The sequence below is a fragment of the Salegentibacter sp. UBA1130 genome, from assembly GCF_002311535.1.
GTDB classification, from domain to species: Bacteria; Bacteroidota; Bacteroidia; order Flavobacteriales; family Flavobacteriaceae; genus Salegentibacter; species Salegentibacter agarivorans.
This window is the reverse complement of the sequence record NZ_DCAP01000011.1, coordinates 20,648-37,110: the sequence shown is the minus strand read 5'-3', so window position 1 is coordinate 37,110 and position 16,463 is coordinate 20,648. Positions and strand designations below refer to the sequence as shown.

At 37.4% G+C, this 16,463-nt stretch carries 18 protein-coding genes; 14 read left to right on the top strand and 4 right to left on the bottom strand.

The genetic code is table 11. The annotated features are described in order from the left end of the window. Positions 1-3 precede the first annotated feature (3 nt). The 6 genes from B4F31_RS03825 (at position 4) to B4F31_RS03800 (ending at position 5,314) form a co-directional block, all read left to right on the top strand. Entirely contained in the window at positions 4-1,059 is a 1,056-nt protein-coding gene (locus B4F31_RS03825) for an NAD(P)-dependent alcohol dehydrogenase (RefSeq protein WP_075328009.1), read from the top strand. Positions 1,060-1,304: 245 nt separating this feature from the next. After that, complete coding sequence (hutI, locus tag B4F31_RS03820) at positions 1,305-2,543, top strand: imidazolonepropionase (protein WP_286760670.1); 1,239 nt, start codon at positions 1,305-1,307, stop codon at positions 2,541-2,543. Next, positions 2,543-3,541, top strand: coding sequence for a formimidoylglutamase (locus tag B4F31_RS03815; RefSeq protein ID WP_286760669.1), 999 nt, complete (start codon positions 2,543-2,545; stop codon positions 3,539-3,541). The genes hutI and B4F31_RS03815 overlap by 1 nt, the downstream gene beginning before the upstream one ends. Then, a complete protein-coding gene (locus B4F31_RS03810) occupies positions 3,538-3,903 on the top strand; it encodes a DUF1622 domain-containing protein (protein ID WP_075327510.1) in 366 nt (121 codons plus the stop codon). The genes B4F31_RS03815 and B4F31_RS03810 overlap by 4 nt, the downstream gene beginning before the upstream one ends. Positions 3,904-3,979: 76 nt before the next feature. Further along, positions 3,980-4,438, top strand: a complete 459-nt coding sequence (locus B4F31_RS03805) for a GNAT family N-acetyltransferase (protein ID WP_075327511.1) — start codon at positions 3,980-3,982, stop codon at positions 4,436-4,438. Between the two features lie 63 nt (positions 4,439-4,501). Next, the gene (locus B4F31_RS03800) at positions 4,502-5,314 is read left to right on the top strand and encodes an MBL fold metallo-hydrolase (protein WP_286760668.1); all 813 of its coding nucleotides are present in this window, start codon (positions 4,502-4,504) and stop codon (positions 5,312-5,314) included. Positions 5,315-5,392: 78 nt separating this feature from the next. Here B4F31_RS03800 and B4F31_RS03795 read toward each other — a convergent pair whose 3' ends face one another. From B4F31_RS03795 to sucC, 3 genes are all read right to left on the bottom strand, one after another. Continuing rightward, positions 5,393-5,725 (bottom strand): hypothetical protein, encoded by a 333-nt coding sequence (locus B4F31_RS03795; RefSeq protein WP_075327513.1) that lies wholly within the window; start codon positions 5,723-5,725, stop codon positions 5,393-5,395. Positions 5,726-6,079: 354 nt separating this feature from the next. After that, positions 6,080-6,268, bottom strand: coding sequence for a hypothetical protein (locus tag B4F31_RS03790; RefSeq protein WP_286760667.1), 189 nt, complete (start codon positions 6,266-6,268; stop codon positions 6,080-6,082). Between the two features lie 191 nt (positions 6,269-6,459). Beyond that, the gene (sucC, locus tag B4F31_RS03785) at positions 6,460-7,653 is read right to left on the bottom strand and encodes an ADP-forming succinate--CoA ligase subunit beta (protein ID WP_075327515.1); all 1,194 of its coding nucleotides are present in this window, start codon (positions 7,651-7,653) and stop codon (positions 6,460-6,462) included. Between the two features lie 266 nt (positions 7,654-7,919). On the opposite strand from sucC, the gene B4F31_RS03780 reads away from it, so the two are divergent. The 8 genes from B4F31_RS03780 to B4F31_RS03745 all read left to right on the top strand — a co-directional run bounded on the left by B4F31_RS03780 (position 7,920) and on the right by B4F31_RS03745 (position 15,207). After that, positions 7,920-9,092, top strand: coding sequence for an MFS transporter (locus B4F31_RS03780; protein WP_286760666.1), 1,173 nt, complete (start codon positions 7,920-7,922; stop codon positions 9,090-9,092). 112 nt (positions 9,093-9,204) lie between these two features. Further along, positions 9,205-10,437, top strand: a complete 1,233-nt coding sequence (gene lysA, locus B4F31_RS03775) for a diaminopimelate decarboxylase (RefSeq protein ID WP_286760665.1) — start codon at positions 9,205-9,207, stop codon at positions 10,435-10,437. Positions 10,438-10,440: 3 nt separating this feature from the next. Continuing rightward, positions 10,441-10,812: a hypothetical protein gene (locus B4F31_RS03770; RefSeq protein WP_286760664.1), complete on the top strand. Its 372-nt coding sequence runs from the start codon at positions 10,441-10,443 to the stop codon at positions 10,810-10,812. A gap of 27 nt (positions 10,813-10,839) precedes the next feature. Then, complete coding sequence (locus B4F31_RS03765) at positions 10,840-11,376, top strand: 2'-5' RNA ligase family protein (protein WP_286760663.1); 537 nt, start codon at positions 10,840-10,842, stop codon at positions 11,374-11,376. A gap of 75 nt (positions 11,377-11,451) precedes the next feature. Then, positions 11,452-11,592: a hypothetical protein gene (locus tag B4F31_RS03760; RefSeq protein ID WP_156858155.1), complete on the top strand. Its 141-nt coding sequence runs from the start codon at positions 11,452-11,454 to the stop codon at positions 11,590-11,592. A 726-nt stretch (positions 11,593-12,318) separates the two neighbouring features. Next, positions 12,319-13,326 (top strand): TlpA disulfide reductase family protein, encoded by a 1,008-nt coding sequence (locus tag B4F31_RS03755; RefSeq protein WP_286760662.1) that lies wholly within the window; start codon positions 12,319-12,321, stop codon positions 13,324-13,326. Between the two features lie 158 nt (positions 13,327-13,484). Continuing rightward, on the top strand, positions 13,485-13,877 hold the full coding sequence (locus B4F31_RS03750) for a hypothetical protein (protein ID WP_075327521.1): 393 nt from the start codon (positions 13,485-13,487) through the stop codon (positions 13,875-13,877). Between the two features lie 52 nt (positions 13,878-13,929). After that, positions 13,930-15,207, top strand: coding sequence for a hypothetical protein (locus tag B4F31_RS03745; protein WP_286760661.1), 1,278 nt, complete (start codon positions 13,930-13,932; stop codon positions 15,205-15,207). A gap of 487 nt (positions 15,208-15,694) precedes the next feature. On the opposite strand, the gene B4F31_RS03740 is transcribed toward B4F31_RS03745, so the two are convergent. Then, positions 15,695-16,456, bottom strand: a complete 762-nt coding sequence (locus B4F31_RS03740; RefSeq protein WP_093303658.1) for a hypothetical protein — start codon at positions 16,454-16,456, stop codon at positions 15,695-15,697. Between the last annotated feature and the right edge of the window lie 7 nt (positions 16,457-16,463).

Genomic DNA, 16,463 nt, shown 5'->3' with positions numbered 1-16,463 from the left:
GATATGAGTGAAGTAAAAGCCTATGGCGCGCAAGCCAGCGATGCCAATTTAAAAGAACTAAACATTGAACGCAGGCAAATTACCGCAGACGATGTTCAAATTGAAATTGAATATTGCGGGGTTTGCCATAGTGATATTCACCAGGTTAGAAACGACTGGAAGAATTCTAAATATCCTGTGGTCCCGGGCCACGAAATTATTGGTCGTGTAACCCAGGTTGGGAAAAACGTAAGTAATTTTAAAGAAGGTGATCTTGTAGGCGTGGGCTGTATGGTAGATTCCTGCCAGGAATGCGATTCTTGTAAAGAAGACCTCGAACAATTTTGCGAAAAAGGCGCCACATTAACCTATAATAGTAAAGACAAACATTTAGGCGGCCATACCTTTGGAGGTTATTCTGAACAAATTGTGGTAGATAAGGAATTTGTACTTAGCATTCCTGAAAATATTGACGCGAAAGCTACCGCTCCCCTACTTTGCGCGGGGATTACTACTTATTCACCACTTCGTCACTGGAATGTAAAAAAAGGTGATAAAGTTGGCGTAATTGGTCTTGGTGGGCTTGGTCACATGGGCGTAAAATTTGCTTCTGCTTTAGGAGCTCACGTGGTGATGATCACTACTTCCCCTTCCAAATCTGAAGACGCCAAAAAACTGGGAGCTGATGAAGTTCTGGTTTCAAAAAACGAAGAGGATATGAAAAAACAAGCCGGAAGTTTCGATTTTCTTTTGAATACCGTACCGGTTGGTCACGATATGAATCCGTATATCGCTTTATTAAAAAGAGACGCTACAATGGTCCTGGTGGGTGCAATTGAACCTCTGGATCCCGTGCACGGTGGCGGATTAATTGGCGGACGTAAACGAATTGCCGGTTCGGTGATTGGTGGTATTAAAGAAACCCAGGAAATGCTGGATTTTTGTGGCGAAAATAATATTGTTTCAGATATTGAAATGATAGATATACAAAACATCAACGAAGCTTTTGATCGCGTTGTAAAATCAGATGTGAAATATCGTTTTGTGATTGATATGAAATCCTTGAAAAATAAGAACTAATAAAAAGGTTTACTGAAAAATGATTTTCTAAACGTCATCCTGAATTTATTTCAGGATCTAATATGATTATAGTAAGCAACATGTTAGAAGCTGCAACAATCCCGAAGCTTCGGGACAGCTTGACGGAACCAGGAATATTCAGTCAGCTTTTTTTGTTTCTACTGAAAAAGCCGGTTTTCCCGGCTTAGTTTTTATATTTGTTTAACGCACATTTTCAGCAGAAAACAGACAAAAAACTAAGCACGATGAAACAATTATTTATAAATATAAAAGAGCTACTTCAGGTAAGGGAAAACAAGGTAGATAAACTATCGGGAACTGAGATGAAGGAGTTACCAACTATAAAAAACGCCTGGTTACTTATTGAAGATGATAAGATTGCCGATTACGGCGAAATGGATTCTTTACCTGAAATCAATGCCGATAAAACTATTGATGCTGAAGGAAAAATAATCCTGCCTAGCTGGTGCGATTCTCATACACATATTGTGTATGCCGGGAACAGGGAATTGGAATTTGCCGATCGTATTAACGGACTTTCATACGAAGAAATCGCCAATCGAGGCGGCGGAATTTTAAACTCTGCTAAAACCCTGCAGGAAACTTCGGAAGAAGAGGTTTACCAACAATCGGCTAAAAGGCTGGAAGAAGTTATGAAACTGGGTACCGGTGCTGTTGAGATTAAATCGGGTTACGGTTTAACCGAAGAAGGCGAGTTAAAAATGCTTCGGGTTATAAAGAAACTTCAGAAAAATTACGAGCTTCCAATTAAAGCTACTTTTTTAGGTGCGCATGCAATTCCGAAGGAATATAAAGAAAAACCCGATGCTTATATGGATTTGGTGATTGAAAAAATCTTACCAAAAGTTGCCGAAGAAAACCTGGCAGAATACATAGATATTTTCTGTGAAAAAGGATATTTCAGCGTAGCTGATACCCATAAACTGCTTTCTGCAGCGAAAAAATTCGGTTTAAAACCAAAAATACATGTTAATCAATTTAAGGCTATTGGAGGTATCCAGGCAGGAATAGAGCACGATGCTTTAAGCGTAGACCATTTAGAGGTGATGCGCCCGGAAGATATTGAAAGTTTAAAAGGAACAAGTACAATGCCCGTAGCACTTCCCTCCTGCTCGCTATTTTTAAGCATTCCCTATACACCCGCGAGAGAAATGCTGGACTCTGGGTTGCCATTAGCATTAGCAACCGATTTCAACCCGGGAAGTACACCAAGCGGAAATATGAATTTGGTAGTTTCCCTGGCTTGTATAAAAATGAAAATGACCCCGGAAGAAGCGATAAACGCAGCTACAATTAACGGCGCATACGCCATGGAACTCAGCGAAACCCACGGGAGTATCACCAAAGGAAAAAAGGCCAATTTTATATTGACGAAAGAAATTCCGTCTTATACCTTTTTACCCTATGCTTTCGGCACAAATTCTATAGAGTCGGTTTTTATTAACGGAAAGATGATAGAATAATGGACGGTTTAAAAATCTATAATTATAAGTCGGTAGAAAAGCTTATTTCCATTCGTGACGGTGAAACCCGGTTTGGGGAAAAAATAGGTTTTGTAGAAAGTCTGGATGATCTTAAGAAAACAAAGGCAAAATTTGTGCTTTTTGGCATTCCCGAAGATATTGGCGTTAGAGCTAACCATGGAAAAGCCGGAGCTTCAAAGGCCTGGGAAGCTTGCTTAAATTCGTTGCTGAATATTCAAAATAATGAATTCACCGCTCCAGAAAATATTATTCTACTTGGTGAAATTGACTGCAAAACCGAAATGCAAAAAGCAGCCAATATTGATGAAGCCGATCCAAACTATTATGCAAAACTTGGGGACCTGGTAGAAAAAATAGACGAAAAAGTAAGTTTTTTGGTTGAGGAAATAGTTTTAGCCGGGAAAATTCCAATTATTATTGGCGGCGGGCATAACAACGCTTACGGCAATATTAAAGGCACTTCTAAAGCCATAAAAAAACCGCTAAATATTTTAAATATTGATGCCCATACCGATTTAAGAAAGTTGGAACACCGGCATAGTGGCAATGGTTTTAGCTTTGCACAACAAGATGGTTTCCTCGGGAAATATTCAACTTTCGGTTTACATAAAAATTATACTCCACAATATATTTTTGACGAAATAAGTTCGGTTTCAAATATTAAATTCCATCTTTTTGAAGATCTAATTTTGCAAACTCACCAGGGAAAAATGGCAGCTTTTAATTCCCAGCTGGAGTTTATTAACAAACAGCCTTTTGGGTTGGAACTGGACTGTGATGCCATTATAAATTTTCCATCTAGCGCACAATCGCCTTCTGGTTTTGCTTTAAATATGCTTAGAAGTTTTCTTCAAATTGCTTCCGAAGAAAAAAATTGTAAATACTTACATATTTGCGAAGCCGCCCCCAGCGATGAAAATTACGCGCAAGTAGGAAAGGCACTATCATTTTTTATAACAGATTTTATGAAGACATGACAGATACAGCAGAAGAACTTATTAAACTAACCGCCCTGGTAATAGAAGTGGTAGGAATTCTCGTTATGGTAATTGGAACCTTTCTTGCCCTGGGTAGGTATGCATTTAAACTTCAGGGAGAAAAAGTACGGAGCTTTCAAAAAATAAGAGAAGAATTAGGACGTGCAATTTTACTGGGACTGGAAATTCTAATTGCTGCCGATATTATTGCCACCGTGGTGTATGGAGCCGAAATGGAGCAGATTCTCAATCTAGGACTTATAATCCTAATTCGCACCTTTTTAAGCTTTACTTTGGAAATTGAAATAGAAGGAAAATTCCCCTGGAAACAATCAAAAGATCGTACTACAGGCCAGAAATAAACCTTTATTCAGATTTTGGGCTTAGAAATTACAGCTTAATTATTCTATTTTTGTTCAAAAAAATAGCTACATAAAAATGGAAATTGTCTCTTATAATTCAGCTTACTCCAAAGATTTTAAAAACTTAAACCTTGCCTGGTTAGAAAAGTATTTTTGGGTAGAACCCCACGATGAAGAAGTACTGGGAAATCCCGAAAAATATATTATTGTAACCGGTGGAAATATCTTTTTCGTAAAAGATGAGGAAAAAATTATTGGTTGCGTGGCTTTAATGAAAATTGAAGATGGCATCTTTGAATTAACAAAAATGGCAGTAAGTCCCGAATACCAGGGTAAAAAAATTGGACAGAAATTAATGGAACATAGCCTCCATTTTGCTAAAAAGCAGGGCTGGAATCATTTAATTATTTTTTCTAATCGAAAACTTGAAAATGCAATTTATATCTATAAAAAGTATGGCTTCAAAGAAATTCCTATTGGAAAAAATAACCCTTACAGCCGTGGAGATATAAAAATGCGACTGGATTTGGCATAAAATTTTAAAAAAACGAGGCTATTCTAGTGTAGGTTAATTAATTTTAATGTAAAATAATCAACTATGAAATATTTATTCACCTTACTCGCAGCGGGAATTTTATTTACCGGCTGCAAGAATGAAGGAAAAAACAATGATGCTGAAAATAAACTAAATGAAAATCCTTACGGAAAAGAAAAGAACGTGCTGGAGGCTGATTCGGCTTCTATTGATATTAAGCCTATATCTCACGCTACTGCCGCGGTAAACTGGAGCGATGCCACTTTCTACATAGATCCTGTTGGTGGTGCCGAAGCTTTTGAAGGAATAGAAGATCCAGACTTCGTTTTAATTACCGATATCCACGGAGATCATATGAGTATTGAAACCCTGGAAGCTTTAAGTTTAGAAGGAGCTTATATAATAGTGCCTCAAGCTGTAAGAGACAAAATGCCTGACGAAATGAAAGATATAGTTAGGGTTTTGGAAAATGGTGCTACAACTCGTGTACTTGAATTTTATATTGAAGCGATCCCAATGTACAACCTTCCAGAAGATCCTGAAGCATACCACCCTAAAGGACGCGGGAATGGCTATGTAGTAGAAAGAAACGGGCAACGCCTTTATATTGCCGGAGATACTGAAAACATTCCTGAAATGAAGGAACTGGAAAATATTGAGATTGCTTTAATCCCAATGAACCTGCCATACACAATGACGGTTGAAGAGGCTGCCGATGGCGTTTTAGCATTTGCACCTAAGAAGGTAATTCCTTACCATTTTAGAGGTCAGGATGGTTTTGCTGATGTAGATAAATTTAAAGAATTGGTAAACGAAAGCAATAAGGATATTGAAGTAGAGATGCTGGAATGGTATCCTGATAGCGAGCAAGAATAAATACGAATCTTTTTAAAAAATGAAACCCGGTGATGAGCCGGGTTCTTTGTTTTTTACATTTTTTGATTGAAAAAATAACTAAGGCTTTAATCTTATGGGTAACTTATATTTTTTAATAGAAGGATCTAAAACGGTCTTAATCTTTTTATGATTCAAGTGTTTTTTAATCAATTTCCCGGCGGGAATATGCTCGGTTCCCACATAAAGCACCTGCATTTCATTCTTTTCGTTAAAACTCACTACAAGATTTGCCACCACTTCTTCTTCAATATCAAGTTCAATATTTTTTAATAAATTCTGGATTTCCTTATTAAAGGAATCTGAAGTTTCAGGTGAATTTCCCGGAGTAGCGTGAACTAAACTTCCGGCACTAAACGCCAATGCAAACAATACTAATTTTAAAGTCTTCATAATAATAAAATTTAAAGGTTATACTATAAAGACCGGTCTAAAACTCTATATGTTACATACTTATATTAATTTCAGGAAATTTTAACTTATATCTGAGAACAAAAAAACCGGTGATGAACCGGTTCTGTAATTTTCGTCACCATGCCCCGAAGTTTCGGGATCGTTTCCGGGTCAATTTTGAATACTGAAATATCCCTGGCTCTTCGGGTCAGAATGCCGATTATTTTATACTTTAATTCTAATTGGCAAGCGATAAGCACCTTCAACTTTAAAAGGTATTGCCAATGTATTCTTATCCAAGCGCTTTCTAATTAGTTTTCTCACTAAAGGATCTTCAGCTTCAACAAACAACACTTATATTCGATTTTGCTCATTAATTATCAGTCTTACTTCAACCAGAAGTTCTTCCTCAATTTCCAACGGAAGATCATCCAGCATTGCATAAATCTGTTTAACAAGAACTTTATCCGTTTTGTCAATTACAGAAGTAAAACTACTAAGACCGATGAAGATAATTCCTAAAATAACTACTAGCTTTTTCATGATGAATGATTTAATTGGTTTATAACCGAGAGACCATCTTCTTATTTAAGCTGTTACAGTAGGGCACAAAAAAACTGCCTAAAATTTTTCTTATTTCCTATCGTCACCCTGAACTTGGTTTAGAATGACGGGTTAATAAGATTAAACTTTAGACAGTCTTAATTTTAACAGGAAATCCCGAAACTCCGGGATTATTTAAGTACTTCCTGTACTTTATCTGCAGCTTCCTGAAATTGAACAGCAGAGTGGATTTTAAATCCGCTATCGTCAATTAATTTCTTGGCGATATCTGCATTGGTTCCCTGTAAACGTACAATAATTGGCACATTAACAGCATCACCCATATTTTTATAGGCATCTACAATTCCCTGCGCCACACGGTCACAACGAACAATACCACCAAAAATATTTACAAGGATCGCCTCTACTTTATCGTCTTTTAAGATCAAACGGAAAGCTTCTTCAACTCGTTTTGCATCAGCTGTACCACCAACGTCAAGGAAGTTTGCAGGTTCTCCACCAGCTTGCTTAATAAGATCCATTGTTGCCATCGCGAGGCCAGCACCGTTAACCATACAACCCACGTTTCCGTCCAGGTCTACATAGTTAAGTCCAACTTCTTTAGCTTCAACTTCAGTTTGGTTTTCTTCACGAATATCACGCATTTCAGCATAGTCTTTATGACGGAAAAGTGCGTTGTCATCAAGGGTTACTTTTGCATCTACTGCAAGAATTTTATCATCACTGGTTTTTAAAACCGGGTTGATCTCAAAAAGTGAAGAATCAGATTTTTCAAAGGCTTTATAAAGAGACATTACAAATTTTGTCATGTCTTTAAAAGCAGCTCCACTAAGTTTCAGGTTAAAGGCAATTCTTCTTGCCTGGAAAGGCATAAGTCCTGTTGCAGGATCCACCTCTTCAGTAAAAATTAAATGCGGAGTTTCTTCAGCAACAGTTTCAATATCTACACCACCTTCGGTAGAATACATAATCATATTACGGCCGGTTGCACGGTTAAGTAATACAGACATGTAATATTCTTCAGGCTCGTTATCTCCAGGATAATAAACATCCTCGGCTACTAATACCTGGTGTACTTTTTTACCTTCAGCAGAAGTTTGTGGTGTTACCAGGTTCATTCCAATAATGTTACCAGCAACTTCTTCAACTTCTTTAAGGTTCTTGGCCAGTTTTACACCACCACCTTTTCCACGTCCACCGGCGTGTACCTGGGCTTTAATAACGTGCCATCCGGTACCGGTTTGTTCAGTTAGTTCTTTGGCGGCTTCTACGGCCTCTTTTGCGTTATGTGCAACTAAACCACGCTGAATGCGTACGCCAAAACTGCTTAAAATCTCTTTTCCTTGATATTCGTGTATGTTCATAATCAGCTATTTCTTCAGTATTAATTACGGTTAGCAAAAGTAACAAATGTATAGCTATTGTACCAATCTTTTTTAGGATATCGCCAGCCCTGCGATAATCTAAAGCCAGAAGAAAATTTAGCATTTCCTTAAGGTTTACAAATTTTTAAAATGCCCGTCATTACTGCGATTTCCCCACTATAAGCTTATCGTAATTTTTTGATGAAATTATGCATTATTAAGTTTATCCCTTTTAATTTTGCCCTTTGCTAAAAATTAACCTTAGAATGAATAAAGCACTTGTGGCACTGGCTATTGGGGGATTCGGCATTGGATTGACCGAATTCGTAATTATGGGAATTCTTCCCGATGTAGCTTCGGCATTAGAGATCAGTATTCCACAGGCCGGGCATTTTATCTCTGCTTACGCCTTGGGTGTAGTAGTTGGAGCGCCCTTGCTTACTGCCTTTGGCGGGAAATGGCCGGCGCATAAAACCCTGCTCCTTCTTATGGTTTGGTTCACGTTATTTAATTCGCTTTCAGCTTTTGCCAATTCTTACGAGCTGTTATTGGTTTCCCGTTTTTTATCGGGTTTACCACACGGAGCTTTTTTTGGAATTGGCGCGGTGGTTGCCGGCCAGCTGGCCAAACCCGGGAAATCGGCACAAGCTATTGCCATTATGTTTACCGGCCTAACGCTGGCCAACGTATTTGGCGTTCCGCTGGGAACTTTTTTGGGCCACAATTATAGTTGGAATGTTTCTTTTATCTTGGTGGGAATTGTGGGTTTACTGGCAATTGCCAGTGTAAAATTCTGGATGCCCGTACTTCCAAAATCTTCTTCTGAAGGTATTAGAAAAGATTTAAATGTGCTAAGACGTGGGGAACTTTGGATGGTGGTTTTACTTACCACTATTGGTACTGGCGGTTTTTTTGCCTGGTACAGTTATATAGCACCTTTAATAACTGAAGTAGCGGGACACCCCGAAGGGTTCGTTAGTTATGTTATGATTCTTGCCGGTGTGGGAATGGTAATAGGAAACCTTATTGGCGCTAAGCTTGCCGAGAAATTTTCTCCTATTTATGCGGTGATCATGAGTATGGTTTTAATGGTGTTTGCCTTAATTACCAATGCTTACGTTGCCGAGAATCAAATTGCAATTTTGATTATGACCTTCCTTATTGCTACTATCGCTTTTTGCCTCTCCACACCTATTCAAATGGTGATGATCAATTCAGCAAAAGGCTCGGAGAGCTTGGGCTCTTCTATGAACCAGAGCGCATTTAATATGGGAAATGCCTCCGGTGCCTATTTTGCCGGTTTGCCAATTGCTTTTGGTTATGGCTTCACCTCTGCATCTTTGGTCGGCGCAGTTATGGCGGGTCTCGGCGTTTTTATCGCCCTGGCGATTATTCTTATTAGAAAACGAAAAGAAAGCGCTGTAGCCACCGCGAGTTAAAGTATCTACTCTTTAAATATTAACAATTTCGGGGAATTCGTTATTTTTGAGACTTGCACTTGTGGGAGTTGAAATTTCTCCTGTTTTTTGCCACTTAAATTTTTCAATTGTTATGACCAATCAAGATCTTCTCGCTGTAGCCAAAGAATTTGGAAGCCCTGTTTACGTTTATGATGCCGAAAAAATTGCTTTTCAGTTTAACCGACTTAAAAATGCGTTTTCTGAAATTAAAGATTTACGTATTCATTATGCGGTAAAAGCGCTTTCTAATATTTCTATCCTGAAATATTTAAATTCCTTAGGAAGTGGTATGGACACAGTGTCGGTACAGGAAGTGAAGCTTGCTTTGAAAGCCGGGGTTGCTCCAAAAGATATTATTTATACGCCAAACGGAGTTTCTTTAGAAGAAATTGAACAGGTGGTACGATTGGGAGTGCAAATTAATATAGACAATCTATCTATCCTTGAACAGTTTGGAGCCAAACATCCAGAAGTACCGGTTTGTATTCGTATAAATCCGCATATTTTGGCCGGCGGAAATTCTAAAATTTCAGTAGGCCACGTAGATTCTAAATTCGGAATTTCTATTCACCAAATGCCACTTTTGCTGCGTATTGTTGAAAATACCGGGATGAATATTAACGGGATTCATATGCACACCGGTAGTGATATTCTTGATATTGAAGTTTTCTTACGCGCTTCAGAAATTCTTTTTGATTCGGCTAAAAACTTTAAAAACCTTGAATTTCTTGATTTTGGGAGCGGATTTAAAGTGTCTTACCGTGAAAATGATATTGAAACCGATATTGAAGAGTTAGGTGAAAAACTAACCGAACGTTTTAAGAATTTCTGCAAAGAATACGGGCGCGAACTTACTTTAGTTTTTGAACCAGGAAAATTTTTAGTGAGTGAGGCCGGGAAATTCCTAGCTAAAGTGAACGTGATAAAGCAAACCACTTCTACGGTTTTCGCCGGGGTAGACACCGGATTTAATCATTTAATTCGCCCAATGTTTTACGGGTCTCATCACGATATTAAAAATGTATCTAACCCCGAAGGTAAATTCAGGTTTTACTCGGTGGTAGGCTATATTTGCGAAACCGATACTTTTGCCAATAACCGCCGAATTGCTGAAATTACCGAAGGAGATATCCTGGCTTTTAGCAATGCCGGGGCCTACTCATTTTCAATGGCCAGTAATTTTAATTCACGTTACCGCCCGCCAGAAGTTTTATGGTATAAAGGTAAAGGCCATTTAATAAGGGAGCGCGAAACTTTTGAGGATTTGCTAAGGCATCAAAAAGTTATGGATTTCACCCCGAAAACTGCAAAAGCTTCTAAATAATTTATGGAAACAGTTTTTAAAAACAAATGGTTTTATAGGCTGCTCATTATTTATATTTTCCTAATACTTATTTGGAATACTTATATGGTTATTTCCGGTAATTACCTCGGCTTAATTGCGGTAGTTATAGAATTAACGCTGCTATATTTGCTATTTAATAAACACCGACTTGCAAAAATGGCCATCCACTTTTGGGCAATTATAATGATGGTTGGCCCCGGGCTTTCAATTCTAGGAAAGCTCATAAAAATCGCTACGGGAGATGATTTAAATTTTATGGTAGATAGTCTTGTACAAAATTTACTTTTATTCACTTTTGGTTTATTAATCTATTATTTTAATAAGAAAACGGTTTTTGTAAGAGGAAGAGAATAAAATTAACTCTCGAAAATTCAATCTGAAATGCCTTTATATTTTCTCGCTATAATTCCCCCGGAAGAAATTTGTAAGCGAGTAAAATCTCTAAAGCAGGAAATTGCTGAAAAATATAAAGCTAAACATGCGTTGAAACTGCCCGCGCATATTACCCTTCAAATTCCATTTCAGCTTTCTGAATCAGAAGAAAATATACTTATTGGTTTCCTGGAAATTTTTGCTGAGAATCAAAAAAGCTTACGGGTAGATTTAAAAGATTTTGGCAGGTTTAACCAAAAAGTGATTTTTATAAATATTGAAGATCACGAGCCAATAAAAATTCTTCACACCAAATTACAAAAAGTAATCGCAGCAAATTTGCAGTTAAAGAAACACGAGAAATTTTCTAAAATTCATCCGCATATTACGCTTGCCTCTCGAGATCTTCATTACAAACAATTTCCTGATGCCTGGGCAGATTTTAAAAAACGTGAGTTTCAGGCTTCCTTTATCGCGAAATCATTTACACTGCTAAAACACGATGGAAAACAGTGGCATCGCCATTGTGAATTTAAATTGGAATAAACCCTATAATCCAAAGCTTTTCAAGGTTTACTGTAACATTTTAATATTTTCATCTACTTATCACTAAAGGCAGGTATGGAAAATAATAAAACTAACAGAAAACATAATTATACTTTCTTAGAAATCCTGGGAATAATAGCTCTCATAATTATTGCAATCTACTTCCTGGATTTCACCATAGAAGCGGCTTTAGAAGGCTGGAATAACCCGGTTTAACAAATATTCCTTAATCTTTTTTTCACCTTATCTTCATTAAAAAAACTAATTAATCTAATCTTACATTACTACTAATTTTTTAACCAAAAACCATATAAAATCCTCCGGAAAAAATATAAATTTGGCAAAAAGCTTAGAATTTCCTTATATTTACCGCTAGTTTTACAAAAATCGAGTTATTTAAAACCGATTTTTCGAAAGATATTGCTTCCTCAATTCATAAGAAATTTCTTCAGGAAAGCATCACTAAAAAATATCTATCGAAATACTAAAAAACCTTAATCATGAAAGATCGAATCAATATTTTAAAATTAGTAGGAATTATTTTCACTGCGTTTATGCTGGTTGTATTTTTAGACCAGGCTTTAGAAGTTATTGTTCTTGGTTAAGCTCCTTAAAATTTTTCCCTGTGAATACAGCTAGATTAGTCGGCCTTTTTCTTATACTCGTAGGGCTCTTTTGGAGCTCCTACTTTGCATTTTATAATTTAAATTTCTTTGCCGGCGCTTTAACCGGTCTAGGAGTTCCGTTTCTACTCACGGGAAAATTCAAGTTTTGGAAGTGGAAATTTCCCGAGTCTAAATAATAGGAATTACTTTAATAGAATATACCTCTTTCTGTACCGCTGCGATTAAAGCAAACTATCGCGGCAGATTCAATGCCCTATTTTTATTTGAATTTTTAATCGATATTTTCACTAAATTAATTTCCAAAACCTAATAAATCATGCGGTTAACCTCTCTCCTTTTGGCGCTTGCATTAGGCCTATTTTCTGGTACGGCTCAGGAATCCTCTTTTTCTTTAACCGGTAAAACAAATGATATAAAAGATGGCAGCTGGCTTTATTTTCGGGATTTGGTAAATGGAGGTACGCTGGATTCCGCAAAAGTTCAAAATAATAGCTTTAAATTCGAAACTAAACTTTCCGAACCCAGAATGTGGGTAATGCTGCATACTAAAGATCGTTCTAAATTCAAAGAATTATGGTTGCAGGACAAACCTATGCGTTTTGATGCAAGCAATACCGATTTCCAGGATGCCGAAGTTACCGGCTCTATTTCTCAGGAATTAGTTGACGAAATAAAAACAGTTTATGAAGATTATGATAAAATTAGTGAAGCCGAACTTAGAAAACGCCAGGAAGAATTTATAAAAAACAATCCCAACGCCTTGATTAGTGCCCGGATGCTTTATGAAGTCTCAGGAAAATGGGGACAGGAAACTACGGCTCATTATTTTGATCTTTTTCCTGAAGAAATTCAGGAAAGCGCTTTGGGAAAGCGAATCCTTAGTATTTTAAATAATGACAACATCCCCCAACCTGGCGAAAAATATGTAGATTTTGAATTACCTACACCCACTGGGGAAACACGAAAATTTTCAGCTTTAACAGGTAAAGTAACCCTTTTACAATTTTGGGCTTCTACCTGCGAACCCAGTAAAATGCAAAACCGCGAGCTAAAAAAATTATATCGAAAATATAAGTCAGACGGACTCGAAATTGTAGCGGTTTCCCGTGATACTTCACAAACCGATTGGATTAAATCTATAGAAAAAGACAATTTAAAATGGCAACACCTTAGCGCTTTGGAAGGCTGGGAAGGTCCGGTTTTTACCAACTACGGAATAAAGCGCACCCCTTCCAATTATCTTATAAATACCAACGGTCGCGTGGTCGGTGTCAATTTAAGAGATAAGGAGTTAAAAGAAAACATTAAAAAATTATTGAAATAATGAGGTTTTTTTATTAATTTCATTAAAATTACCCCCTAATTTTTCCGCAACTTAACCATAATTTATTTGAATTTCCTTTTATCTAATTTCAAAGTGCCTCTTAATAGGCATTGATCTTGATATTAGCACTATTCAAATATTATTTTAAACGTTAAGTTGTGACCATATATTATCCACAAAAAAGACTGAAGTATAAACTGCTTTACGGCATCGTATCGGTAATTATTGGTACTATCGCTTTTATAATCGATTCAGCACCTATTTTTATATATCCCTGGTTAATCCTGGGCTTTTTAGAAATTGGTACCTGGTACTACGAAAACAAATATCACTACCTCCAAATAAATAATAATATCCTTACTAAAAATTCACTCTTTCCTAAGAGTATAGATCTCACCAAACTTAGCGCAATTAGAAAATATAAAAATAGTTTTATACTGGAATCGGAAGATCAAAATATTAAAATTCATAAAGGTTTGATCGCTTCCCATTCCCTTAATCAGCTTAACAATCTTTTAAATGAAATTCCGCTAAAGCCTCAGCAAATTTGAATGCTTATCCTCGTTTTTATTGCTATTTTTAAATCGCAATAAATTATAGAAAATGAAAAAGCTGCTTTGGCTGGTTTTAATACTTCTTATTGGTTTTATAGGACTTATTTATTTTTCGGTTTTAGGTACCGATAAGGAATTTGAAACCGCAACAATAGAAGATTTTAAAGATATTGAAGATATAGATTTCCGTGCGCACGACTCCGTTACAGTCGCTGCAAGCAGTTTATATAAAATCAATCCGCTTAAAAATATTATGCAGGGAGAAAATTACCGCGAAGCCTGGGCCACTCCCGTAAAAGTTCCTGTACTTTTTCTCGATACACTTTACGGCGGAATGAAAATCGTAAAAGAAGGTGGTGGTACCCAAACCCATTCCCTTCGTTTAAAGGATAATGAGGGTTTTCTTTATTCCCTGCGCAGTGTAAATAAAGATCCATCTACCCACGTTCCCCAGTTTGCCCGAAGCCTTGGGTTGGAAAATATTGTGATAGATGCAATTTCGGCCTCGCACCCATACGGCGCAATTCTCGCCGCTGCACTTTCAGAAAAAGCTAATGTTTTACACACCCATCCCAAAGTGGTTTTTGTTCCAAAACAGGATTTTCTAGGCGAAAAATATAACGAGAAATACGGCAATAGATTGTTCCTTTTAGAATATGAAACCGAAGGAGAAAAGAACTGGACCGGTTATAAACATGTAGCTGAAATTCTTGACACCAAGAACCTGCAGGAATTAAAAAATGAACATCCTGAAAAAGTTTCGATAGATAGAAATGCATTGGTGAGGGCTCGATTATTTGATATGCTTATTGGCGATTGGGACAGGCACGCCAAGCAGTGGGGCTGGGTAATTCAGGAAGAAAATAATTCTTTTAAAGCCTTTCCCGTGGCCGGTGACAGGGATAATGCTTTTTTCAATTTAGAGGGCGTTATTCCCGGAATAATTTCGAATGAGAATATTGAACCGGAAGTTCGGCCATTTGAAAAGGAAATAGATTATATGCCGGGATTGGTTTATCCTAACGATGTTTATTTCCTTACTGATACTCCTGAAGAAATCTTTACCTCGGAAGCAAAAAAATTACAGGAATTAATGACTGATAAAGCTATTGCCGATGCTTTTAAAATTTGGCCCAGGGAAATCTACGAATTAGACGGAAAAGAGATTGCTGAAAAGATTAAATCCCGCCGTGAAAATTTAGTAGCATACGCCAAAGAATTCCACCGAATAATCGCTGAAAAAGAATTACTGAACAAACCCCTTAAAGGTTCTGAAGGTGCAAAAATAAGCCCGGCTTTAATTAAATGTTTTGAATGTAAAAATTAAGTGGGCAGTTGGCAGCTTTCAGTTTATTGTTTGGAGTTTTGAGTTTCCGTCTTTGTGAGAACTGCGATTGCAGGACACGGTAATCTGTACTTGATTTATTGTTTCCGAGTTATTGTTACGCCACGAATCCACTAATAATTCTTCACTGGGCTCGGTTGTCAGTTCCCGGTTGAACCGGTTGCGGGTTTGAAAGTTTGGTGTTTATGGTTTGTAGTTGTTGCGAGTTTTGGGATATTTCAGAGTCTTTGGTCTTGCTTCTTTTATCCCGACTCTTTTCTCTTATTCCGTCCGGTCGTCAGTTCGAATGGCGATATTTGAGCAAAAACGAAAATAACGCTGTATCGAGAACTCATAGAAGTTCTGCTCTTCTCGATACTTCCTCCTACCGTCTCGAAGGGACGGAAGGAAACCCAATCAAAAGATCGCCGGCTTCGTTTCTTGCCCGCATTGACGAAGTAATAGCACCTGCCAACTCAGAACCGAGAACTTAATTAATAATAATATTCGTTTTATCTACACCGGTATTGCCTGTCACGGGATCAAAAGCGTAGATCGTGATGGTATAGTAGCCTTTTTCTAAATTTGTATTTGCAGTAAAGGTACTGGGTTTATTGGTTGGGTTTAAGCTGACTTCTTTAATTTCACTTCCTTCTGAAGTTATGATCGCTTTTACTTCATATTGATTGGCATCCCACACACCATCTTCGGTAACGGGGCAACCACACATCATAATAATGTTGGCTTTTAGATTAATTCCATTAGAAGCTTTAATGCGTTCGTGAGTTTGTGGCGATAATATATCTACCACAAATCCCGGGATTTCCAGTACTACCCCCTCACCGGTAATATCTTTCCCAGGAATAACCCATAGTTGAGTGCTAGAAATTACTTTGGCCTGTTTTTTATTAACCGGTGCGTGGGCCTCTACATCTACGAACGTAGGTTCTTTTATATTTAATTTAGCTTCAAATCCCGCTGTAGTTTCATCGGTGAGTTTATCGTAGCGCTTTTTGGGAGTTTGCAAAATTAATTTGGTGTTTCCTGTACTCCCTGAGGTTAAACCCTGGTCCAGGATTTCTCGCGTTTCAGCATTTCTAAGAATAATTTTAGCGCCGCCAATAGAACTTCCTATAAATTTCGCATCTTTTGCCAGTGCCCTAACCATAACCGTAGTTTCCTGGGCCACCAGGCTTCCGAAGCAAAATAAAAATGCACAAAATAAAACTGGAATCGAAAATCTTAATTTCATAAAAACG

Excerpts from the sequence above, each read along its gene's own strand:
- B4F31_RS03825 (WP_075328009.1), top strand. The coding sequence starts at position 4 with ATGAGTGAAGTAAAAGCCTATGGCGCGCAAGCCAGCGATGCCAATTTA.
- hutI (WP_286760670.1), top strand. The coding sequence starts at position 1,305 with ATGAAACAATTATTTATAAATATAAAAGAGCTACTTCAGGTAAGGGAA.
- B4F31_RS03815 (WP_286760669.1), top strand. The coding sequence starts at position 2,543 with ATGGACGGTTTAAAAATCTATAATTATAAGTCGGTAGAAAAGCTTATT.
- B4F31_RS03810 (WP_075327510.1), top strand. The coding sequence starts at position 3,538 with ATGACAGATACAGCAGAAGAACTTATTAAACTAACCGCCCTGGTAATA.
- B4F31_RS03805 (WP_075327511.1), top strand. The coding sequence starts at position 3,980 with ATGGAAATTGTCTCTTATAATTCAGCTTACTCCAAAGATTTTAAAAAC.
- B4F31_RS03800 (WP_286760668.1), top strand. The coding sequence starts at position 4,502 with ATGAAATATTTATTCACCTTACTCGCAGCGGGAATTTTATTTACCGGC.
- B4F31_RS03795 (WP_075327513.1), bottom strand. The coding sequence starts at position 5,725 with ATGAAGACTTTAAAATTAGTATTGTTTGCATTGGCGTTTAGTGCCGGA.
- B4F31_RS03790 (WP_286760667.1), bottom strand. The coding sequence starts at position 6,268 with ATGAAAAAGCTAGTAGTTATTTTAGGAATTATCTTCATCGGTCTTAGT.
- sucC (WP_075327515.1), bottom strand. The coding sequence starts at position 7,653 with ATGAACATACACGAATATCAAGGAAAAGAGATTTTAAGCAGTTTTGGC.
- B4F31_RS03780 (WP_286760666.1), top strand. The coding sequence starts at position 7,920 with ATGAATAAAGCACTTGTGGCACTGGCTATTGGGGGATTCGGCATTGGA.
- lysA (WP_286760665.1), top strand. The coding sequence starts at position 9,205 with ATGACCAATCAAGATCTTCTCGCTGTAGCCAAAGAATTTGGAAGCCCT.
- B4F31_RS03770 (WP_286760664.1), top strand. The coding sequence starts at position 10,441 with ATGGAAACAGTTTTTAAAAACAAATGGTTTTATAGGCTGCTCATTATT.
- B4F31_RS03765 (WP_286760663.1), top strand. The coding sequence starts at position 10,840 with ATGCCTTTATATTTTCTCGCTATAATTCCCCCGGAAGAAATTTGTAAG.
- B4F31_RS03760 (WP_156858155.1), top strand. The coding sequence starts at position 11,452 with ATGGAAAATAATAAAACTAACAGAAAACATAATTATACTTTCTTAGAA.
- B4F31_RS03755 (WP_286760662.1), top strand. The coding sequence starts at position 12,319 with ATGCGGTTAACCTCTCTCCTTTTGGCGCTTGCATTAGGCCTATTTTCT.
- B4F31_RS03745 (WP_286760661.1), top strand. The coding sequence starts at position 13,930 with ATGAAAAAGCTGCTTTGGCTGGTTTTAATACTTCTTATTGGTTTTATA.
- B4F31_RS03740 (WP_093303658.1), bottom strand. The coding sequence starts at position 16,456 with ATGAAATTAAGATTTTCGATTCCAGTTTTATTTTGTGCATTTTTATTT.